Origin of the sequence: Chryseobacterium potabilaquae (assembly GCF_902728265.1) — a bacterium.
GTDB lineage: Bacteria > Bacteroidota > Bacteroidia > Flavobacteriales > Weeksellaceae > Chryseobacterium > Chryseobacterium potabilaquae.
The window spans coordinates 76,860-100,585 of the sequence record NZ_CACVBR010000001.1; the positions used below are offsets into that span (position 1 = coordinate 76,860).

The 23,726-nt window shown below is 34.4% G+C and carries 12 protein-coding genes (1 of these 12 only partly in view); 2 read left to right on the forward strand and 10 right to left on the reverse strand.

Annotated elements, in window-relative coordinates; all coding sequences use genetic code 11:
• The 7 genes from CHRY9293_RS00265 to CHRY9293_RS00295 form a co-directional block, all read right to left on the reverse strand.
• Positions 1-10,985, reverse strand: the start of a protein-coding gene (locus CHRY9293_RS00265; protein WP_162031074.1) for a non-ribosomal peptide synthase/polyketide synthase. The gene continues 16,384 nt to the left of window position 1, outside the view; only the first 10,985 of its 27,369 coding nucleotides appear in the window; it begins with the start codon at positions 10,983-10,985; its stop codon lies beyond the left edge, outside the window.
• Positions 10,986-11,003: 18 nt separating this feature from the next.
• Complete coding sequence (locus tag CHRY9293_RS00270; RefSeq protein WP_162031075.1) at positions 11,004-11,711, reverse strand: 4'-phosphopantetheinyl transferase family protein; 708 nt, start codon at positions 11,709-11,711, stop codon at positions 11,004-11,006.
• Positions 11,712-12,142: 431 nt separating this feature from the next.
• On the reverse strand, positions 12,143-13,051 hold the full coding sequence (locus CHRY9293_RS00275) for an AEC family transporter (protein WP_162031076.1): 909 nt from the start codon (positions 13,049-13,051) through the stop codon (positions 12,143-12,145).
• Positions 13,052-13,160: 109 nt separating this feature from the next.
• Positions 13,161-15,650 carry a beta-mannosidase gene (locus tag CHRY9293_RS00280; RefSeq protein ID WP_162031077.1) on the reverse strand — a complete coding sequence of 830 codons (2,490 nt, stop codon included), beginning with the start codon at positions 15,648-15,650 and terminating at the stop codon, positions 13,161-13,163.
• Between the two features lie 15 nt (positions 15,651-15,665).
• Entirely contained in the window at positions 15,666-16,328 is a 663-nt protein-coding gene (locus tag CHRY9293_RS00285) for a copper homeostasis protein CutC (RefSeq protein WP_162031078.1), read from the reverse strand.
• A 37-nt stretch (positions 16,329-16,365) separates the two neighbouring features.
• Complete coding sequence (locus tag CHRY9293_RS00290) at positions 16,366-17,358, reverse strand: isoaspartyl peptidase/L-asparaginase family protein (RefSeq protein ID WP_162031079.1); 993 nt, start codon at positions 17,356-17,358, stop codon at positions 16,366-16,368.
• A 19-nt stretch (positions 17,359-17,377) separates the two neighbouring features.
• Complete coding sequence (locus CHRY9293_RS00295; protein WP_228455428.1) at positions 17,378-19,564, reverse strand: beta-N-acetylhexosaminidase; 2,187 nt, start codon at positions 19,562-19,564, stop codon at positions 17,378-17,380.
• Positions 19,565-19,738: 174 nt separating this feature from the next.
• On the opposite strand from CHRY9293_RS00295, the gene CHRY9293_RS00300 reads away from it, so the two are divergent.
• Positions 19,739-20,539: a DUF4197 domain-containing protein gene (locus CHRY9293_RS00300; protein WP_162031081.1), complete on the forward strand. Its 801-nt coding sequence runs from the start codon at positions 19,739-19,741 to the stop codon at positions 20,537-20,539.
• Between the two features lie 102 nt (positions 20,540-20,641).
• Here the strand turns inward: CHRY9293_RS00300 and CHRY9293_RS00305 are convergent, their stop codons facing one another.
• Both CHRY9293_RS00305 and CHRY9293_RS00310 read right to left on the reverse strand, forming a co-directional pair.
• Complete coding sequence (locus CHRY9293_RS00305; RefSeq protein ID WP_122547724.1) at positions 20,642-21,295, reverse strand: CoA transferase subunit B; 654 nt, start codon at positions 21,293-21,295, stop codon at positions 20,642-20,644.
• Positions 21,296-21,300: 5 nt separating this feature from the next.
• Positions 21,301-21,999: a CoA transferase subunit A gene (locus CHRY9293_RS00310; protein ID WP_162031082.1), complete on the reverse strand. Its 699-nt coding sequence runs from the start codon at positions 21,997-21,999 to the stop codon at positions 21,301-21,303.
• Positions 22,000-22,299: 300 nt separating this feature from the next.
• On the opposite strand from CHRY9293_RS00310, the gene rplS reads away from it, so the two are divergent.
• Positions 22,300-22,653 carry a 50S ribosomal protein L19 gene (gene rplS, locus CHRY9293_RS00315; RefSeq protein WP_122636817.1) on the forward strand — a complete coding sequence of 118 codons (354 nt, stop codon included), beginning with the start codon at positions 22,300-22,302 and terminating at the stop codon, positions 22,651-22,653.
• Between the two features lie 72 nt (positions 22,654-22,725).
• Here rplS and CHRY9293_RS00320 read toward each other — a convergent pair whose 3' ends face one another.
• Positions 22,726-23,721: an alpha/beta fold hydrolase gene (locus CHRY9293_RS00320; RefSeq protein WP_162031083.1), complete on the reverse strand. Its 996-nt coding sequence runs from the start codon at positions 23,719-23,721 to the stop codon at positions 22,726-22,728.
• Positions 23,722-23,726 lie beyond the last annotated feature (5 nt).

The window sequence follows — 23,726 nt, forward strand, 5'->3', positions numbered from 1 at the left end:
GTACGGATCATATCACCTCCTCCTAAGTCTAAATCTTTCAGTACTCCTGCTAATCCAAAGACAGTCTTATGGTTAAACACCATTGCTACACTTGCCTGTAAACCTAATCCTTGATGAATCTTACTAATCAGTTTAATAGCCATAATACTGTTTCCTCCCAAACGGAAGAAATCATCATGTAAACCTATACTTTCTACTGGTAAACCTAAAACCTCACCATAGATCTCCGCTAATTGTTTTTCAAGAGCTGTTGTTGGAGCGATATACTCCTTATCTCCTGTGAAGTTAGGTTCAGGTAATGCACGACGATCTAACTTCCCATTAATCGTAAGAGGAAACTCTTCTAAATGAACATACACAGAAGGAACCATATACTCCGGAAGACGTTCTGATAAATACACAGATAAGTCTTCAGGATTAACTGCATTATCCGATACATAATAACCTACCAAATATTTCAATCCTGAACTATTCTCCTTTGCCAGTACAATACTTTGACGAATACCTTCATAACTCAATAAGGCGTTTTCTATCTCTCCTAATTCTATCCTAAATCCTCTGATTTTAACCTGGAAGTCATTTCTGCCTATATATTCCAAATCTCCTCCTGGAAGATAACGGCCTAAATCTCCTGTCTTATACATACGATCATTATAACCTCTTGCTTTCTCTTCTTCACTCTGGAAAGGATTAACCAGAAAACGTTCCTCTGTAAGCTCTAGAAGATTTAAATAACCTCGCGATAAACCCGAACCTCCTATATACAATTCTCCTACGGCTCCCACGGGTACAGGACGTAAATACTCATCCAACACATAAATCCGTTGATCCGGAATACTTTTTCCTACCATAGACGAACTCCCTAACTCTCCCGAATCAAGCACTCTATAACTCGCATGAACTGTAGTCTCAGTTGTACCATACATATTGATTAAACTTGGACTCTCAGGATAGCGACCATACCAAGGTTCCAAAGAAGCAAAGTTCAATGCCTCTCCTGCAAAGATGACATAACGAAGTTTAGAAAGATTCACATCCTGAGATAAAGCGACTTCTATAAACTGGTAAAAGGCTGTAGGGGTTTTACATAATACCGTAAGATTATTTTTATAGCATACATCAAAAAATAAATATAAATCTTTAGTTTGTTCTAAACTAGGAATCAATAGCTTTCCTCCATGAAGTAAGGCGCCCCACATCTCCCATACACTCACATCAAAAACATACGAATGGAATAAGCTCCATACATCTTTATCTGTAAATCCATACCAGTGATTTGTAGCACTGAATAAACGAACCACATTCTTATGTTCGATCATTACTCCCTTAGGCTTTCCTGTTGTTCCACTGGTGTAAATGACATACGATAAATCACCGGAACTTACTTCTGTATTCGGATTGTCCGTAGAGCAAGTACTTACTTCAGCTTTCATCTCTGAAGAATCCAGACTTATAATACTCAGATTTGAGGATTCTGTTTCTGTATCTACTAATTTCTTGTACTCATATAATCTATCTTTTGTATTCTCTTCAACGATTACCAATCTAGCCTTAGTATCTCCCAGAATATGTTCTATTCTATCCATAGGATAATTAGGATCCATCGGAACATACGCTCCGCCTGACTTCAAGACTCCTAAGATTCCAACCAGCATCTGCTCAGATCTTTCTAAACATAAGGGAATGAGTTCATCAGGCCTAATCTGATAGTTTTGTAATAAATAATGAGCCAATTGGTTAGATCTTTCATTAAGTTCCCTATATGTTAACTTTACATCTTCATACACCAAAGCAATATGATCAGGTGCCTTTTCTACCTGTCTTTCAAATAACTCATGAATTGTAACACTTGTGTCGTATTCTGAATAAGTATCCAAAAGATTGGAGAAGATCCCATCTCCACTATACTCTTCTTCTCTTATCCAAGATAGGTTTTCAAGTTTTAACTCTGAGCTATTATCTTTTGAATGAGACACCATCTGCTCTAAAAGATATACATACGTCTTAATCATATGATCAATTGTACTTTCCTTGAATAATCCTTGAGCATAATTAAAAGTTCCGGATAAACTTTCTCCATCATCATCTATCATAACACTCAAATCAAACTTGGCTACATCATACGAAACATTTCCTTCAAATTCATGAAACAAAGAGCCATCTCCATACATTCTCTTTGCTTCATTTCCAAAACTCTGCAAACCAAACATCACCTGGAATAGAGGATGACGAGATACATCCTGAACTACTCCCAACTCTTCTACCAATTTCTCAAAGGGTACATCCTGATGCACCTGAGTCTGAGATACTGAATCTGAAACTTGCAAAATAAAATCTCTTACTGATACTCCATAGTCAATCTCTTCTCGAAGAACCAATGTATTTACAAAAAAGCCGATCAAATCCTCTAAGCCTGCATGATGACGATTCGCTACCACAGTGCCTAATACTATATCCTTTTGTCCCGAATAAGAGGATAATAACAAGTAGTAACCTCCCAGCATCACATTGTATAAACTCACTCCTAAGTCTTGAGACAAGAATCGAAGGTCTCCAGCTAGAGTATCTGAAATACTAAAATGTATTGTATTTCCTTCATAAGAAATAGCTGAGGGACGAGGATAATCTAAAGGAAGATTTAATGGTTCTACTTCTAAAAGCTTACCCTTCCAGTATTCTAACTGCCTATCTAATACTTCACCTTGAAGATAACCCCTTTGCCATAAAGCAAAATCTTTATATTGAATTCGTAACGAGCGTAAAGAAACCGGGGTTCCTGATAATAAATCCCTATAGATAACATGTAGTTCTTCTAAAAAGATATCACTAGACCAACCATCAAAAGCTATATGGTGAATTACTATACTGATATAAGAGCTGAGCTCATGGTTATTATCCTTTTCTTTCTCATGGAATACTTGAACTGAAATAGGAAGTTCTTGGGACAAATCAAAAACTCTAGTGATTTCTTGAGAGATAAGATTTTCTAATTCTCTAGAGTTAAATACATCAGTCTCTTTAATACTGAACTGCTGATCACTCACATACTGATACCCGATTCCTTCGGAGCTTGTTACAATCAAAGTACGTAGAATCTCATGTCTTGATAGAAGGACTTTAAAAGATTCTTTTAAAATGCTAAGATCAACTTGTGATGATAATCCAAAAACCATAGGAATATTATACGCTGAGCTTCCTCCCTCATACTGATCAATAAACCATAAACGCTCCTGAGCAAAAGATAAAAGTTGCTGCTCAGGATGATGAACCGCTATAGGATGGATCATTTCACTAACTCCTGATTCTAAACCTTCTAGTACTCCTGCTAACCCAAAGACAGTTTTATGACTAAACACCATCGCTACACTGGCCTGTAAGTCTAATCCTTGATGAATCTTACTAATCAGTTTAATAGCCATAATACTGTTTCCTCCCAAACGGAAGAAATCATCGTGTAAACCGATACTTTCTACTGGTAAACCTAAAACTTCTCCATAGATCTCTGCTAATTGTTTTTCAAGAACAGTCATTGGAGCAATATACTCCTTATCTCCTGTGAAGCTAGGTTCTGGTAAGGCTCTTCGGTCCAATTTGCCATTGAGAGTCATGGGGAATAATTCCAAATGAACATAAGCAGAAGGAACCATATACTCCGGAAGTAATCCTGATAAATACACAGATAAGTCTTCAGGATTAAATGAAATATCAGATACATAATAACCTACCAAATATTTTAACCCTGAACTATTCTCCTTTGCCAGTACAACACTTTGACGAATCCCTTCATAACTCAATAACCCATTCTCTATCTCTCCAAGCTCGATTCGGTATCCTCGTATTTTTACCTGGAAGTCATTACGACCTATATATTCCAAATCTCCATTAGCAAGATAGCGAGCCAAATCTCCGGTTTTATACATACGATCATTATAACCTATCTCTTTTTCATCTTCGCTTTGGAAAGGATTCAATAGAAAACGCTCATCTGTAAGCTCAGCAAGATTCAAATACCCTCTTGATAATCCCAAACCTCCTATATACAATTCTCCTATAGCTCCAACTGGTACAGGACGTAAGTATTCATCCAGTACATAAGTTGTGGTATTGGCAATAGATTGACCTATATTAAGAGCATTACCATCCTCATGATAATGATGATAAGTAGCGCATACTGTAGTTTCTGTAGGACCATATTCATTAATTAAAATAATATCATCACGGTTTAAATCACTAATATCAGGGAAAGATTCGCCTCCTGCAAATATTAGCTTAAGACTTGTATCCGATAACATTTCTTTTAATAAGACAGGAGGAATAAACGATACTTCTATACCATGATCTGTAATATACTCATTAAGATCTTTTACAGATTTTCTATGTTCATTAGTATACAACCACAACGTATTTCCATTACACAGAACAGGAAAGGTTTCACATGCAAAAGCATCAAAAACATAATTCGAATAACAACCTACATTCGTATATTCGTTAAGTCTGTGAGAGGATATCATAAACTCTACAAGATTTACAACCCCTTTATGCTCTATCATCACTCCCTTTGGCTTACCTGTTGTTCCACTCGTGTAAATGACATAAGATAAATCTTCTGAACTTATTTCTGTATTGGGATTTGCTGGAGAACAAGTACTCACTTCAGCTTTCATCTCTGAAGAATCCAGACTTATGATACTCAGGTTTGAAGATTCTGCTTCTGTATCTATTAATTTCTTATAATCATATAATCTGCCTTTTGTATTCTCTTCAACGATTACCAATCTAGCCTTGGTATCTCCCAGAATATATTCTATTCTATCCATAGGATAACTTGGGTCCATGGGAACATAGGCTCCGCCTGATTTCAAGACTCCTAAGATTCCAATCAGCATCTGCTCTGATCTTTCTAAACATAAGGAAATGAGTTCATCAGGCTGGATTTTGTATGTTTCTAAAAGATAATGAGCCAATTGGTTAGATCTTTCATTAAGTTCTATATACGTTAGTTTTACATCTTCATACACCAAAGCAATATGATCAGGAGTCTTCTCTACCTGTCTCTCAAATAATTCATGAAGGGTAGCAGCTGTGTCGTATTCTACTCCCGCTATATTCCAATTATGGATCAGGTCTTGATATTGAAAAGCTGAAACATACGACAGCCTATCTGTAGTAATAGTAGGATCTTCCAAAAGCTGATCTAACATCAACTCCATTCCTTCTAGTATCTGAGACATCATAGCTCTTTCAAATAACAATCCTTCATAGTTTAACGTGAGACTCACTTCCTCTCCTCTCTCATACGCAATTAAACTTAAGGGATAATCCACCTTCTCTATAGAATCCCGGAATCGAATATCTAAATCCTCAGAAACATCTCCATCGGATATAGGATAATTCTCATACACAAATAAACTACTGAATAAACGCTCTCCATTATCTTGAAGACTTGATAGACTCTTATCACTGTATGTGTTAAGATCACTTACGGAAGATTGAAGGTTTACTATTACATCCATAACCTTACCTTCCTTATGCTCTACAATCAAGGGAAGGGTATTGATATACAAACCTACTGAACTCTCAATCCCCTCAACAGGTAAACTTCTTCCAGAAAGGGTCGTTCCTACTACTGTCGTTCTTTGATGACTGTAGATACTTAACTGTTTATGCCATAAATATTGTAACACCGCATTAACTGTTAAGCCCTCCTTAGAGATTAAATTCTTTAACAAAGTATACCTCTGCTCTTTGATATGTAAGGTTAAAAATTGAGGATCCTGAATATGGCGATAGCTTGAAAGATTCGTATGCTTCTCTGAGACTGTAAGTAAACTACTCAAATCCTCCCTATCTTCTAATAGCAACATATACTCCTTCCAGAATGAATCACTCTCTCCCTTATGACTCTGAAGATACTTCTGGGATTCTCCATAGGATATATCCACCATAGAAGATACTACTTCTCCTTTCAATAATCTAAGGTAGGTGGTATGAATATCATTAAACAGTACAGGCATACTCCAACCATCCAAGATCGCATGATGATTACTGAAGATACATGTATAATGAATCTCGGAATGTTGACACACATAGACTCTAAAGAGTCCTGATTTAGAAAGATCATACTGCTCTTCTCTGTCTTTCTGAACAATGGATTTGATCTTATCTTCTCTTTCCTTTTCATCATATCCACTCAGATCTATACAACGCCAGTCCACAGAACCTATCTTATCTATCACCTGAACAATAGACTCTGACCAATCAAATCTCGTTCTTAATACAGGATGCTTCTTCTGAACATATTCCCAAGACTCCTTTAACTTCTCCAAATCAACCCCTCCATGATAATCCCATAAAAGCTGTACCCGATAAGAATCATCTACATCTCCCTGACTTAAAGCATGGTAGATAAAACCTTCCTGAAGACTACTGGCTAAATATACAGAATCAATCTCTATCTCTTCCTGAATAGAAGCTAGTTGACTTGAACTCAGAATATGATCCACATCTGACACCGTAAGGTAGCTTCTCTCTATCCCTGATAACTCATTCACAAGCTGCTCTAAGTATCCTTTAAACAATACTGATAAACGAATCATCTCTTCTTCACTGAAGTAGCCTCTTAATCCAAAATACAATTCTCCTCCTACCACAGCACCATTGATAGTAAGAAGATGAGAATCCAAATTATCTCTTCCCACAGATTCTCCACTATTCTCCCCTACGATATGCCAACTCTCTGATACAGATTCCTGTTGATCCAACTGTCCCAAGTAATTAAAACTAATTCTAGGAAGATTACCATCTGTATAGCCGATAAGACTTCCATAACCTATCCCATTATGAGGAACACCTCTCAAAGACTCTTTCGTATGAACTAGTGTAGAGAATACATCTTTACCTCTCTCTAACACTATGGGATACATCGTGGTAAACCAGCCTACTGTTTCAGTAATATCCATTCCCGGAAAAATATCCTCTCTTCCATGACCTTCTAATACAATACCATGAGCTGATAGACCTGTGAAATCACAAAGAGCCAAAGAGAAAGCGGATAAAAGGACATCATTGATCTGAGTATGATAGACACCATGAATATCTCGAAGTAAACGACTCGTGGAGTCTTTATCCAATACCAAATCGGAATGATGATAGAGAGAACTACTAAGACTCTGGATATGAAGACTACTATTCTTTGTATCCTCTATAATACTATTCCAATACGTTAGTTCTTCTTCTCGGGAGGTAGCACTATTATCTTTATAAGTCTTAACCACATCAACCCACTGACGGTAACTGCTTCCTTTTACATACAATGGGTTGGTATTTCCTTCCTTAAGAGATCTATACATCAACTCAAGATCTTCTGTTAAGATTCGCCAGCTTACCGCATCGATAATAAGGTGATGGAAACAGAAATGAACACGACAACTTCCATCTTCATAACCATGGATATACCCTACATGAAGTAAAGGACCTTCAATAATATCAAATCCACTCTGCCAAGAAGTAAAGACTTCTACTAATTCTTCTTCACTTACATCTCTACGATCAAGTATACTCAAATCAGGAGATATAGCTTCTTTTCTATACTCTTGAAGATAGCCATGATCTGTCTTAGAATAATATAGCCGTAAGGCATCATGCTTCTCTACTAATTGTAGGAGACTTTGTTTTAATATATCTATATCCAGTTCAGGAACATGAATCATAAAGGACTGATTCCAATGATGGAAAGAGGTAAAATGTTCTCCCAACTCTACTTCATGGAAGAACCATTCCTGAATCGGTAATAATGAAACTTCACCTTCTAATATTCCCTGTTCAGTAATAAGAGACAATCCTTCTTCATGCTTTCTACTTTCTAAGAGCTCAGAAAGATGATACACTGTTCTATAGGTAAAGACTTCTTTAACACTTAAGGATAAGGATAATCGTTTTCGTAAACGACTCACGAGTTGGATACTGATGATACTGTCTCCTCCCAAGCGAAAGAAATCATCATGTAAACCGATACTTTCTACAGGTAAACCCAATACTTCGCTATAAATTGCTGCCAGATCTCGCTGAAGAGAAGTCTCTGGTGCAATATATTCTTTATCTCCTGTGAAGTTAGGTTCAGGTAACGCTCTACGATCTAACTTACCATTAAGCGTAACAGGAAGTGATTCCAAATGAACATACACAGAAGGAACCATATACTCCGGAAGTAATCCTGATAAATACACAGATAAGTCTTCAGGATTAAATGAAATATCAGATACATAATAACCTACCAAATATTTTAACCCTGAACTATTCTCCTTTGCCAGTACAACACTTTGACGAATCCCTTCATAACTCAATAACCCATTCTCTATCTCTCCAAGCTCGATTCGGTATCCTCGTATTTTTACCTGGAAGTCATTACGACCTATATATTCCAAATCTCCATTAGCAAGATAGCGAGCCAAATCTCCGGTTTTATACATACGATCATTATAACCTATCTCTTTTTCATCTTCGCTTTGGAAAGGATTCAATAGAAAACGCTCATCTGTAAGCTCAGCAAGATTCAAATACCCTCTTGATAAACCAACTCCTCCTATATACAATTCTCCTATAGCTCCTACGGGTACTGGACGTAAATACTCATCTAAGACATAGGTTGTCGTATTTGCTATAGCACGTCCTATGTTATTAAAGCCATTTCCCGTATTAACTATAGAAGTAACTGTTGTTTCTGTTGGGCCATAGGAATTGACCAGTCTAAATTGTTTATTCTGTAATCGATTATATAAATCATCAGCTAAATGTTCTCCTCCTGAATTTAATACACGTAAACTCTTAACTTTTGTGACATCAATCCCTTTTAATACGGAAGGTGTAAAATGCATATAAGAAACATTATGATCGGAGAGAGTCTTCAGAAATAGCTCTTCATTCAAATAGCTTTTATCTTTGATCAAAACTAAAGTATTCCCGTGTAAAAGAGCCAAAAACATTTGTTCAACAGAGGCATCAAAAACATAATTAGCAAACTGGAGAATAACATCTGCGCTATTTAAGTCATAACGAGAATATAAATCAGAAACCAAGTTCACAACCCCACTATGTTCTATCATTACCCCTTTTGGCTTTCCTGTTGTACCACTCGTGTAAATGACATACGATAAATCACCTGAACTTACTTCTGTATTGGGGTTTTCTGTGGAACAGCTATTGAGTGAGTTTTCTATGTCTGGGCTATCTAAACTTATAACACTAAGATTAAATTCACCGAGATTTTGAGTAGTATATTCTTCTCCTATTACCAATCTGGCCTTGGTATCTCCCAGAATATGTTCTATACGATCCATGGGATAATTAGGATCCATCGGAACATACGCTCCGCCTGACTTCAAAACTCCTAAGATTCCTATGAGCATCTGTTCAGATCTTTCTAAACATAAGGGAATGAGTTCATCAGGCCTAACCTTATAATTTTGTAGTAAATAATGAGCTAATTGGTTCGATCTCTCATTAAGCTCTCTATAACTTAACTTTACATCTTCGTACACCAAAGCAATATGATCAGGAGTCTTCTCTACCTGTCTCTGAAATAACTCATGAATCGTGAGACTTGTGTCGTATTCTAATTCCGTGGCATTACAACCATGAAGGATTGTTTGATAACTCTCTTTATCTAATAATTCATAAGAAGATATACGTGTATCTATTTTATGAGACAATATATCATGTAATACTCCAACGAATAACCTTTTGTAGATTTCTATAAATTGACAAACTAATTCTGAATCTAATTCAAAAGTATCATATTTAACCCTGTAGTTTAAATGATTCTCTTTTATTTCCTGTTCAAATATAATTTTCCCTAACAAGTCTATATTCAACTCATTATTAATAACTATATCATACAACCCTTCATAATTAATAGCAATATCTTTAAGATTAGCCTGAACAAAACTAAACTCTAATACATCAGAAGTCGGAGCATACCTAATAAGCTCTGCAATGGGTAGGTACTGTCCTTTGGTTTTCTTTAAAGCTGTAACATAATCTAGATTTTGATCAATAAGCTCGGAAAGAGTTGTTTCAGAGGTAAAATGATAGCCTTTGATTATCGTATTCACATGGGCTCCAAATATAAAACTTTGACCTTCCTTTATACCTACCGGATAATTTATCCCTAGTTGGCCTACTCCCGTAATTCGATGAAGAGCTATTGCCAATATTATTTGACCATAAGTATAAGGAGTAAGTTTATAACTTCTTGTCAATTGTTTTACTTTTAAAAAAAGATCTTCTTCAAATTCAAATCTAAACTCACTGATCTTATTGATAGCAATAGCATTTGAATATTCCTTTAATGACCCAGTCTGTAAAAATTTAAATCCGATATTTTCTAAACCCTCCAAATGCTTTTTCCAAAAATTGGTCATCTCCAATTTGCCTTTATTGAAAAGCTCATCAAATTGATTACTCAATTCTTCATGTAAACGGGCCTGATCAGAAAGACTCACTGAACTTATATAATGGGGATCATTATAATAAATACTGGCCTCATCATATAAGGAATGAGTACTTAATCCATCTACTATAATATGGGAGAATACATACACTATTCTATACCTCCCATCATTTAATTGAATAGCATAAAACCTTACTAGCTGATCTTTTTCAAGATCAAAGGGCTGTAATACCAAATCTAATAATTCCTCTCGACTTAACTCCTGAGGAAAATACTTGAGAACTTGGGTATCTTCAGATAATAAAGGCCTATTTTTCCAGTAAAGTTCATCCGATATATCCACAACATTACTATTCATTAATAAATGACTATTTATTAATTTTATTAAGCTTGTATTGAGTCTTTCAATATCTAAAACTCCCGACATCGATTGATCAAAGGTCATATTGTAATCACTCCTTAAGGGATTAAGCATCCATTCATGATAAAAAGATTCTTGATAAGGAGTGAGCTTTATTAAAAATTGAGGGTTTTTCATTTGTGTTGTATATAATTATTAATTTAAATCAGATAATAAAAAGGGAAAGGTTTTTAGTTTTATAAGAAGTTCTTCTAGAGGAATAAAATGAGAAATATGTTCGGTTGAATTACTAGAAAAATCACTTTCACTCATCACAACCAAATGTCCCATATACTCTGAAGAAAAATCAAGCTCTTCAAATAGAAAATGTTGGGAATTAAAATATAACGTATCTTCTAGCGTACTAAAGCTATTCAAAGGAATTCCTAATCCCTTCCCATCCGCTTTTATGACAGCTTCTTTTCTTGTCCAAAGCTTATAAAAAGTTTGAGTAGGTGACGCAGAATCAACAATATAATCCCACTCGGGAATAGTAAAATAATCCTGAAAGTCAGTATAACAAATAGGCTTTATAATTTCCAGATCCATTCCAATATTATACTTGCTATTAATCGCACAAGCAACATAATTCCCCGAATGGCTGATATTAAAAAAAGGCCCCTCTTTAAAATAAGGCTTTTCATGGTTAGTAAAACAAAGGGTCAACGGGGAGCTGCTTCCCAAAAGATCAATCGTTCCATACCAAAGTAAAAGTCTTCCTAAGAGATAGGATAAAGCCGCTTCTTTATTCTTATACTTCATTTGCTTGTTTACAATTTGGGGCGTAAGGTATGGATGGCAAACGGAAAAAAATAAATCAATGTCAGACCCACTAAAGTCTGTCCAATATATAAAGGTAATCATTAAAATATATTCATTTTGGGTTCAAACTTGATCTACCCCATTATCAATAGTTCTCTTTACTCTTATACTAGACTATCCTTCGATATTTAATCAAACGAACTTTTAAATTAAGATTCTTAATTTTTTCAATATTTATCTATATCAAAAAATGTAAATAGCGTAAGAATTTTTTATTAAATTGTGAATTATTTATAACAATTATTTTCTTCATATTTACCATTATTTATTTTATATTGACTAATTTCTGATATATAAAGCCTCTAGGCCTCTAATCCTATCCGATTATATAATATTTGCCTCATCTTGTCAATAAAAAATTCAGTAAAATTCAAAATAAAGAAATAAAGAAAGCATATCTCATAATTAGCAAAAGAAGTGCTAATTCAAAATTGAAAAACAATAAATTATGAGTGGTAAATTGGAGTATATTTTTAAAATATAAGATCTATAATAGTATACCATACTGCCGAGGTAAAAAATCCCATGATAATACTAACTCCTATAATTAAATTTGTCAATTTAGTATTTAGCCGAAATTGTTCTGCTATGATACTAGAGGTAACTACCGTTGGCATCGCCGCTTCAAAAATGGTAATTTTAGCTACATCCCCTTTTACACCCAATATAATAGCTAATACTAAAACCATTGCCGGAGCTAGGATTAACTTATACACCATCGAGGTCGACATTTGAGGAATCAGTTTTTTCCATCCGTTGAATTTCAATTGTAATCCAACTGAAAATAAAGCTAATGGACTTACTGTTGCTGCTAGTTTATCAAAAAAGGGCTCAGCTAAGGTAAAATCAATAAACTGAGATAATATTAATGCTGCTATACAGCCGACCAATGGCGGAAAGGTAATTAATCTTTTTAAAATAAATTTTGCGCTTACTTTTCCTGATCTGCTTCCCCCTTTCACAGCTGCAATAATCCCTAAAGTGGAAAGCGCAAAAAACATGGACTGATCACATATAATGGCAATGCTTAGCAAACTTTCACCATAAAAAGCACTGATTAAGGGAAAACCTATAAACGAAGTATTACTATAGCCACTCGTTAACTCCAGAGTACTTCTTGACCTCCTGGTATACCCTTTGCTCTTGCTATAGAACATCATAAAAAAGAAACAGAAAATGGAAATCAGGAACGTAGCTACAATAGGAAATAGCATCTCCATTGTCCAATGAACCTTAGGTAAGTATTTGAAAGAGACTGCGGGAAGAGCCACATATAGAATCCAGGTATTGATTCCCTTGTGTGCATCAGGATGGATCGATTTTGTTGATTTGAATACCATTCCTGCGATAATACATACTGCAATCAAAACAAAATTTACCATAATTATAAAGAAATAGGATACAAATTTACGGTTGATTTTTTAGTTGAACATAGAAAATAATATTTTTTATCCCGTTTTCACTATTTTATAAAACCTTTCTATTAAAATTTTATAATATCTCATCATGCATCACGTCCCAGAGACTCATTACTTCAATCTTTTCCAACGGTTTAGACAGTAAAATTCTTTTTGAACTTCCGGGTAATAAATCAAAAAAATTATCACTGAAATGTATATCTCCCATAAGATACACATCTTTTGCTAAAACATCTGTGGAAATTTCAATTTCAGTGGGGGAAAGTTTTTTGATCTGAATATTGGGTTTTGAAAGGTTTAAATCTTTAGGCTTTACAAAGAAATAATTATTTTTAGCAAGGATATTTCCATTACCATATTTTAAGGTTAATTTTAAAAAAGTTTCATTCTTGTTTCCAATTATTTGTTCAAGATTTATGGAATCCATCTTTACAAACTCTTCTAAAATTTTTCCATGCGGAACAGAAGAAATGGTTTTTAAAATTTCTCCATTAAACTTATTCTCCTGAATTTCAAGATAAATATTCTCAAACCTTTTCAATTCATCATTAACTGCATAAAAGTTAAGAATCCCTTCTTTTTCATCGGCTAAAATGACTTGATTTTCAAAACTCCTTTTTATCTGATAATGCAAAGCTTTCCAGTTTCCTAAATAATCAATGGATGACCATGATACAACGGGCCAACAATCATTCAGCTGCCAATACAAAGTTCCCATATTGTAAGGTTTTGCACGACGATGAGCTTCAATAGCAATCTGCATTCCCCGTGCCTGTAACAATTGAGATATGTAATTATATTTGACAAAATCCGTTGGAACTTTATAATCACGTTCCATATATTTATTGATAATTTCCCAACCTCTAGTATGTTTTTCATGGGCCTTAATTGTTTCATCTTGTAAACTAAGATTAGGCATACCGGAAAACATTGCCTTTGTAGTAGCAAGGCTTGGCATTCCTTGAAAACCATATTCTGACATAAATCGTCCTACTTTTTCATTATATATTTCAAATGGTTGTTCACCCCACCAAACTCCCCAATAATGAGAATCTCCTTCTGCTAAACTTTCTTTATGTCCCCAACCAATTGAAGGTGAGCTGGGCCAATAGATTGTTTTATCACTGGTCGCATATCTTTTGATGGCATTGGGAATTACTTCATGAAAAATTTTCTTATAATCCTTCCAAACCTGTAAAGAATCTTCTTTTGAATATTTGAATTGCTTCTGATACCCCCAATTAACTATTGCTTCATCGACTTCATTGTTTCCACACCATAAACCCAATGAAGGGTGATTCTGAAGTCTTTCAATCTGATCTTTCACTTCAAATTCTACATTTTTCTGAAAAGATTCATCTGCCGGATAAAAACTTCCTGCAAACATAAAATCCTGCCAAATAAGAATCCCATTTTCATCACAACCTTTATAAAATTCATCATCTTCATAAATCCCTCCTCCCCAAACGCGAATCATATTCATATGGGCCTCCTTACAATCTTTAATTAATTTTTGATATTTCTCTTTCGTCATTCTTGGCGAAAAACTATCCGCAGGAATCCAATTGGTCCCTTTTATATAGAGCGGATTTTCATTAACTTTAATATAAAAAGACTTTCCATTGGTATCTTTTTCCTGAATTAATTCAATCGTTCTTATCCCTATTTTTTCTGTTTGCTCCGTGATTTTTTTTGAATCGTGTTCAAGAGAAATTTTAACCGTATATAAATGAGCCTCTCCCCATCCATTGGGTTGCCATAATTTTGGATTTTTGATCTGATAAGGGATGGAAATGACATTTACACCGGGTTTTAAAGAAATATTTTGAAAAGTATTATTGATTAGTATTTTATATTTCCCTTCTTTACGAGCAAAAATTTCTGAATGAACCACTAATTCTGCTGTTTTCTTTGTTATTCCTTTTTGTTCAATCTTTATATTTTCAAATGTAGCCTGATTCCAAAAATGTAATTTTACATCTTTCCAGATTCCTGCTGTAACCAATCTTGGACCCCAATCCCATCCAAACTGATATTGAGCTTTTCTCACAAAACTCCTAGGAGATTCAGGCATCGTGAAAGGAACATTCTTCGCCAATTCCTTTCCTTTATTAACTGCAGAGCTAAACCTCACCTTCAGAATATTCTCACCTGATTTTAAATATTGTTTTACAGGAATGAGCCATCGTCTGAACATATTGTCCGTAGTTCGTATAAGCGTTCCGTTTACATAAATTTCCGAAAATGTATCCAATCCATTAAAAACCAAATCTATATTCTGATTTTCCCATTCTTTTTGAGAAAGATTAAAAGATGTTTGATAATCCCAATTTTCATGTTCTATCCACTGAACTTTTTTTTCATTCTCATCTTGATAAGGATCTGGGATTATTTTATTATTCATCAAGTCTAAATGCACTGTTCCTGGTATTTTTGCCGGAAGCCATTTCTGATCTTTAGAGTTTTTGAACTGCCATTTTTCAGAGGACAAATTACGCTCTGAATGTTGTGCATTCATTAAAACTTGAATAAAAAAGAAAACAAAAAAGATTGATTTATCCATTACTGCTTATTAAAATTACATACTCTTCAAAGCAATAATCTCCTCTGCATTAGCAAAAGCACCACCATCCATAATTGCAGAAGAATGGAAATACCCCGCACGGGTAAATTCTCTTAATTCTTTAATATTAGTAGATCGAAGTCCGCCACCCACAAGAATTTCGATTCTTCCATTGGATAGTTCAACTAACTTTTTCAGATTTTCCTTTCCTTCTGAAACATTCGATTTCTGGCCGGAAGTAAGGATAGTTTTAAAACCGCATTCAATTACCTTTTCTAAAGATTTTTCCAAATCTTTGACTCTATCAAATGCGCGGTGAAAAGTACATGGATAAGGTCTTGCCAATTCCACTAGCTCTTTATTTTGTTCCTCATTTACCTCTTCATTTTCATTTAAAATTCCGAAAACAAAACCATCAATATTTAAAGTTTTTAATTGAATTAATTCAGATTTCATCTGTTCAAACTCTATATCAGAATAAGTGAAATTACCACCACGCGGACGAATCATTACGAAAATCGGAATATTGATTTTTTCACGAAGTTCTTTTACTATTTCAAAATCTGGTGTAGTCCCACCTTCACTCAATCCATCACACAACTCTATCCTATCTGCTCCATTTTCGAAGGCTATCATTGCGGACTCCGGATTAAAACATGCTATTTCTATTTTTGACATTTATTATTACATTTAAAATTGGACTGATTCATATAAGCTACTTTACAGCAAATCCAGGCTTTTCTAAACGGTTTCCTTTCTGATCATACACCGCAAAGTTAAATCCGTCCTGAACACAATATGAACCATACTCTCCTTTTTTATTGAGAGCAATAAAGCCCACTTGGATATCATTTAAATTTTTATTCCTTCTTTTAGTAATGGTCACTATTCTTTCCACTGCTTCTTTGCAAGCTTGTTGCGGAGTTTTCCCTTGTCTCATAAGCTCAACAACAAGATAGGTTCCCACTGTTCGGATAACTTCTTCTCCATGCCCAGTAGCCGTTGCTGCACCCACTTCATTATCAACAAATAATCCTGCTCCAATTATAGGAGAATCCCCCACTCGCCCATGCATTTTAAAAGCCATACCACTTGTGGTACAAGCTCCTGAAAGGTTACCTTGTGCATCCAATGCGATCATTCCTATCGTATCATGATTTTCTATGTTGACAATAGGTTTATATTGACTCGTCTTTAGCCATTCTTTCCATTCTCTTTCAGACTCGGCTGTTAACAAATTTTCTTTTTTAAACCCCTGAGAAATAGCAAACTGAAAAGCCCCATCTCCTACCAACATTACGTGAGGCGTTTTTTCCATGACAGCTCTCGCTACAGAAATAGGATTTTTTATATTTTCGAGACACGCTACAGATCCTATATTATAATTTTCATCCATAATGCAAGCATCTAATGTAACTCTGCCATCTCTATCCGGCCTCCCTCCATATCCAACACTTCTTTCATTAGGGTTGAGCTCAATGATACGTACCCCATTTTCTACCGCATCCAATGCTTTTCCTCCTTTTCCTAAAATCTTCCAAGCTTCCTCATTAGCTTTTATCCCAAAGCTCCATGTAGATAATACAATAGGTTGATTAACAATTTTATTAGTTTCAGGCAATTCTTTAGCAATTAAATCCAGAGGATTGAATAATAAAGCTGAAGAGGCCAATGCTGTATTTTTTATAAATTTTCTTCTAGAATTCATAGTTAAGTAGAGTTTAGGATTATAAAGCACCAATTTCATCTATAAAAAGCCAAGCTTTTGAATCAGCACCCGGGTTTCCGGCAGGAATTATTCCTGCATTTTCAATTTTAATTTTTATATATTTTGAATATTGTTCTCCTATATTTATCTTAATTTTTCCTTTTGCTTTCTGAATTTCATCTTTACTAATTTCGCTCACTTTTTTAAAATCTTTACCGTTATCGGAAAGGAAAACTGTTGCTGATTTAGCTAAATGAATCCAACTTCCTTTATTCTCTAATACGTTAAAATAAATTTCCGAAAATTCAGTTTTAGTTCCCAAATCAATAGTTGCTGTAGCATCTTTTCCTTGAAAACCTAACCAAGTCTTTCCTAATTGTTTCTGATTTCCAATAATCCCATCCACCAAAGTAAAAGCCCCGCCAAAAGAATAATTTTCACTGGGCTGCTCTTCTAATATAATGGATTTGCCCATCGTTTTTGAAGTATTAAACTCTTGAGACGAAATAGCACTTTTTAATTCTCCATTTTCAAAATAAGCTGATTTTATTATCAAGGATTTTGAAACAGGAATCGGACTTTGATAGACTTGAGAATTAATAGTAGGCTGAGTTCCATCAATCGTATATCGAATTCTCTTGTTTTTTTGCGAAGTTGAAAGTTCATAAGCTACTCCATGGCCATTGGGAATTACTTTTCCAGAAATATTATAGATACTTTTGGCATAGTTCACTCCCATTTTATCTAATCTTTTAAATTGATTAATTACTCTTCCTTCAAATTCTTTATAATCTTTAGCATCTGAAGTTCCCCATCCTACTTCTGAAAGTGCCATCAACCTTGGAAAAATCATATATTGTACGTGTTTAAAATCCAAAATATATTCCGTCCATAGATTAGCCTGAACCCCTAGAATATATTTTACTTCTTTTTCATTCAATTCTGTCGGAATCGGGTTGTAAGAATATACTTTTTCCAAAGGGGTAAAACCACCAAAAGCATTCGGTTCAGTTTGTGGATCTCCTTGATAGTGATCAAAATAACAATAAGAACCAGGCGTCATTACTGCAAAATGTCCCGATTTTGCTGCTTCGATTCCTCCTTTGATTCCGGTCCAGCTCATTACGGCAGCATTGGGAGCTAATCCTCCCTCAAGAATCTCATCCCAACCTATAATCTTTCTCCCTTTACTGTTTACATATTTTTCAATTTTTTGAATAAAATAACTTTGCAAACCGTGTTCATCTTTTAGATTATTTTTCTTAATTAATTCTTGACAATGCGTACACTCTTTCCATCTCGTTTTGGGACATTCATCACCTCCAATATGAATATAGGGTGATGGAAAAAGTACTATTACCTCATCTAAGACATTTTCTAAAAATTGAAATGTTTCATCCTTCGGACAAAAAACATCATCGAAAACACCCCATTCCGTAGCAGGTTCAAATGAGCCTTTTGTACAGGCCAGTTCAGGATAAGCAGATAATGCGGCTAAAGCATGTCCCGGCATTTCAATTTCGGGAACAATGGTGATATGTCTATCTTTAGCATATTCAACAACCTCTTTTATTTGCTCCTGAGTATAAAAATAAGGTCCATAAGGTTTACCATCAAAAGTATGATCAATATAAGCACCGATCATGGATTCTTTACGTTTTGAACCTACTTGGGTAAGTCTCGGATATTTTTTTATTTCTATTCGCCATCCTTGATCATCCGTCAAATGCCAATGAAAGGTATTAAGTTTATACATAGCCAAATAATCAATATATTGCTTGACTTCATCCACTGTAAAAAAATGCCGACATACATCCAGATGCATTCCACGCCATGAAAACTTTGGATAATCTTCTATCTTTAAAGCAGGAATTTTTTTCTCATTTTTAAATTCTTCAAATAATTGAATGACTGTTTGAATCGCTAAAAAATATCCTTGATTGGTATAAGAACTTATTTGGATTTGATACGGTAAAATAGTAAGCGTATAAAATCCATCATTATTTACGGAAGATTCGGAAGGTTCTAACTTTGAGTATATTATTTGTGCATTTCTATGGTTTGACTCCTGAAATTTAATCTTTAATTTTGTTTTTAGATACTCTGTTTCTTCCTTAGGAAGATGATTACTTAGAACCAATACATTAGGAATTATAAATTCACCTTTGTTAATTTTTATATTCTGTGGATAAGGAATTAAGTTCAATTTTGTTTGGGAAAAAACTATATTTGAACACAACAAAATAAAAATAATAGTCGATAAAAGACGTTGCATTAGTTTTAGTTAAAGGTTTAGCGAATATAATTATTTTCTAAAGAATTTTTTCGATGAATTTTAACTTGTTAGAAAATAAAATATCTAACTCTATAAAAATATATAATGAGAAAAATCATTTTTTTAGTTGCCGGGTTATTTTTTTCAGTGTCAACACAAGCCCAACTTTTAGATGCTTTAAAGTCTACTGTAAAGGATAAAACCGGTATTGATCTCAATACTCCTACTACCAAAAACGCCACTACAACTCCTACAAATTCTACCAAGAACCATTCCTCAGCAAATCTGAGTAACCTTTCTTCTTCTCAGATTTCTTCAGGGTTGAAAGAAGCATTAAATATAGGAGTAACAGAAGGTGTACAGAAGCTTGGTGTAACGGATGGTTTCTACAAAAACGAAATGGTTAAAATTTTAATGCCTGAAAAACTAAGAAACATTGATACCAAACTTCGTGCATTTGGATTAGGAAGCTTGGCTGACCAAGGTGTGAAATTATTAAATAGAGCAGCTGAAGATGCCGTGGTAGAAGCAACTCCTATTTTCACAAGTGCCATTACTTCTATGACTATTACTGATGCTAAAAATATTTTATTAAGCAGTAATAATGCTGCGACAAATTATCTTCAAGATAAAACTCAAAAGCAATTATTTAGTGCCTTTCAGCCTAAGGTAAAAGCCTCATTAGGAAAAGTAGGAGCTGACACTGTTTGGACAAATTTAATTTCGAAATATAATACATTAACTGGACAGTCCATTACTACTGATATTAATGAATATGTTACTACAGAAACAATCAATGGAGTTTTTAAAATGGTAGCGGAAAAAGAGAGCGGAATTCGAAATACTCCCGCTATGAGAACAACAAGTATTCTACAACAAGTTTTTGGGGCACAAGATAAGAAGTAATTTATTTTTACAACAAAAATATAATACTTGGAAATTGAAACTAAAATATTTCCAATAAAAACAACAGGCTATCTCAAAATTGGGATAGCCTGTTTTATTTCATTAGAGCTGCATTTCGGGAATTTCTCCTTCAATGATCAAATCAGCTTCTGTTGCTTTTATAATATCTTCAACTGAAACTCCCGGAGCTCTCTCAATCAGTTTAAAACCTGCCGGTGTAACATCTAAAACGGCTAATTCAGTCACCACTCTCTTCACACAGTTTACTCCTGTCAAAGGAAGTGTACATTTTTTTAGGATTTTGCTTTCTCCAGCTTTATTTACATGCATCATTGCAACAATAATATTTTCTGCAGAAGCAACTAAGTCCATTGCCCCACCCATTCCTTTTACCATTTTACCCGGAATTTTCCAATTGGCAATATCACCATTTTCCGATACTTCCATAGCACCAAGGATAGTAAGATCTACTTTTTGCCCACGAATCATTCCAAAGCTAAATGCAGAATCAAAAAATGATCCCCCAGGTAAGATAGTAATGGTTTGTTTCCCTGCATTGATAATATCAGCATCTTCTTCACCTTCATAAGGAAATGGCCCCATTCCTAATACTCCATTTTCACTTTGAAATTCTACAGAAATATTTTCAGGGACATAATTAGCAACCAGTGTGGGAATTCCTATTCCCAAATTCACGTAATAGCCATTTTTAACTTCTTTGGAAATTCGTTTTGCAATATCTTCTTTTGATAACATTCTGCTTATTTTTTTCTGGTTGTACGTTGCTCTATTCTTTTTTCAAATTTTTCACCTTGGAAAATTCTTTGAATCATAATTCCTGGAATATGAATGTTATTAGGATCTAATTCTCCTGGTTCTACCAATTCTTCAACTTCAGCGATTGTTATTTTCCCGGCACCAGCCATGGGGTGGTTAAAATTTCTTGCAGAGCCTTTAAAAATAAGATTACCGGCATGATCTCCTTTCCACGCCTTAACAATTGAAAAATCAGCTTTGTAAGCATGTTCCAAAATATGCGGTTTGCCTTCAAAATCTTTTATTTCTTTTCCTTCTGCAATCTCAGTTCCATATCCAGCGGGAGTATAGAATGCGGGAATTCCCGCCTGAGCAGCCCTACATTTTTCCGCCAAAGTCCCTTGTGGAGTAAGTTCAACCTCTAATTCTCCTGACAACATTTGTCTTTCGAATTCTGCATTCTCTCCTACATAGGAAGAAATCATTTTTTTAATTTGCTTTTTGTGAAGCAATAGACCTAATCCGAAATCATCAACTCCTGCATTGTTTGAAATACAGGTAAGATCCTTAACATCACTTTCTACTAAAGCATTAATTGAATTTTCAGGAATACCGCAAAGACCAAATCCTCCAAGCATTAAAGTCATCCCATCTTTAATCCCATCAATGGCCTCCTTTGCATTTTTTACTCTTTTATCTATCATGAAATATTAGATTTTCTGTTGGCTTAAATTTAATACTTTTTCCCATACGTATTGTATTTCAGAATTAGATCTCTATTTAAACCCGATTCTAGTGGAGATTTTAAAACTTAAAAGCCATCTTATAAAATCATAATGTATCAAAATCTACTATAATTTTGAAATTACCCATTAAAAACAAGCTTTTTTTAATTCATAATATTTGGTACATCAAAATCTATTTTGTATATTTGCAACCTGTTATTCAACCTCTGACGATATACGTGTAAGTTGCTTAGCCTTAACATTTTATTTTAAATAATAATGGATTTATTAAAGTACGTACAAGATAAGTACATCGCAAAAAAAGAATTTCCAAAATTCAAAGCGGGTGATACCATTACAGTGTATTACGAAATTAAAGAAGGACAAAAAACAAGAACTCAGTTCTTCAAAGGAACAGTAATCCAATTAAGAGGTACTGGTTCTACAAAAACTTTTACTATCAGAAAAATGAGTGGTGATGTGGGTGTTGAGAGAGTATTCCCAATCAATATGCCAGCCCTTCAAAAAATTGAAGTTGATAGAAGAGGTAAAGTTAGAAGATCTAGAATTTATTACTTCAGAGACCTTAGAGGTAAAAAAGCTAGAATCAAAGACGCTGCTTTTAAGAAATAATTCAGACAACAATAATTCAAAAAGAGACCATTTATTCATAATGGTCTCTTTTTATTTATTATGGAAAAAGACTTACATGATAAAATTGAATAGAGCCTTAAAAAATTGATCATAAACTTCAATATGAGGAAGATGTCCTACATTTTCAATCTCTACTAGTTTCGAACCCAATATTTGTTTTTGTGTTTTTTTTCCCAGTTCCTGATACTGACCCATTTTTGCCTGTAATTCTTTAGGTGCCCTATCTTTCCCTATTGCCGTCCTATCCCTTGTTCCAATAATCAATAATGTAGGTACTTTGATATTTTTAAATTCATAACATACTGGTTGATTATAAATCATATCCGATGTTAGAGCAGCATTCCAAGCCACTTTGGGATAATCTGGGTGTAAAGTCCATCCCGCAATCATATCCAACCAAGGCTGATATTCATTTTTCCATTTATTATCATAATAAAACTTTAACTGATAGTTTTTATAACTTTCTGCAGTATTCTTTAGTTCAGATTCGTAAGCCTGATCAATAGTTTGGTAGCTCGCAAAAGTTTTATAATCTTCCAATCCTATAGGATTTTCTAAAATTAATTTTTCAACCCTATTAGGATATTGAAGTGTAAATCTAGTCGCCACCATTCCCCCCATTGAATGTCCCAATACTATTATTTTATCAATTTTCAATTCATCTAAAATAGCTTTCGTATTTTCCGCCAACTGAGAAAAGGAAAATTGATAGCTTTGGGGTTTTGATGATTTTCCAAATCCAATTTGATCCGGGATAATTACCCTGAAACCTCTTGCTGAAAGATCTTTAGCTGTTTTTTTCCAATAGGCTCCGTTAAAGTTTTTCCCATGAAGAAGCAGTACAACTTTACCATTTGATACTTTTGGCCATACATCCATATACGCCATTTTTAACTCATTATTTTGAGATTTTATATTCATGAAATGCACATCGAAAGGATATTGATAATCAGAAAGCATAGGATCCAAGGGTCTCATTTGAGAGAGTAACAGATGAGGAAAAATGGATAACATTACTACAGCCACAATGTTTTTAAAATATTTCATGAAAT

Excerpts from the sequence above, each read along its gene's own strand:
- CHRY9293_RS00290 (WP_162031079.1), bottom strand. The coding sequence starts at position 17,358 with ATGAATTCTAGAAGAAAATTTATAAAAAATACAGCATTGGCCTCTTCA.
- rplS (WP_122636817.1), top strand. The coding sequence starts at position 22,300 with ATGGATTTATTAAAGTACGTACAAGATAAGTACATCGCAAAAAAAGAA.
- CHRY9293_RS00275 (WP_162031076.1), bottom strand. The coding sequence starts at position 13,051 with ATGGTAAATTTTGTTTTGATTGCAGTATGTATTATCGCAGGAATGGTA.
- CHRY9293_RS00270 (WP_162031075.1), bottom strand. The coding sequence starts at position 11,711 with ATGATTACCTTTATATATTGGACAGACTTTAGTGGGTCTGACATTGAT.
- CHRY9293_RS00305 (WP_122547724.1), bottom strand. The coding sequence starts at position 21,295 with ATGTTATCAAAAGAAGATATTGCAAAACGAATTTCCAAAGAAGTTAAA.
- CHRY9293_RS00300 (WP_162031081.1), top strand. The coding sequence starts at position 19,739 with ATGAGAAAAATCATTTTTTTAGTTGCCGGGTTATTTTTTTCAGTGTCA.
- CHRY9293_RS00280 (WP_162031077.1), bottom strand. The coding sequence starts at position 15,650 with ATGGATAAATCAATCTTTTTTGTTTTCTTTTTTATTCAAGTTTTAATG.
- CHRY9293_RS00285 (WP_162031078.1), bottom strand. The coding sequence starts at position 16,328 with ATGTCAAAAATAGAAATAGCATGTTTTAATCCGGAGTCCGCAATGATA.
- CHRY9293_RS00320 (WP_162031083.1), bottom strand. The coding sequence starts at position 23,721 with ATGAAATATTTTAAAAACATTGTGGCTGTAGTAATGTTATCCATTTTT.
- CHRY9293_RS00310 (WP_162031082.1), bottom strand. The coding sequence starts at position 21,999 with ATGATAGATAAAAGAGTAAAAAATGCAAAGGAGGCCATTGATGGGATT.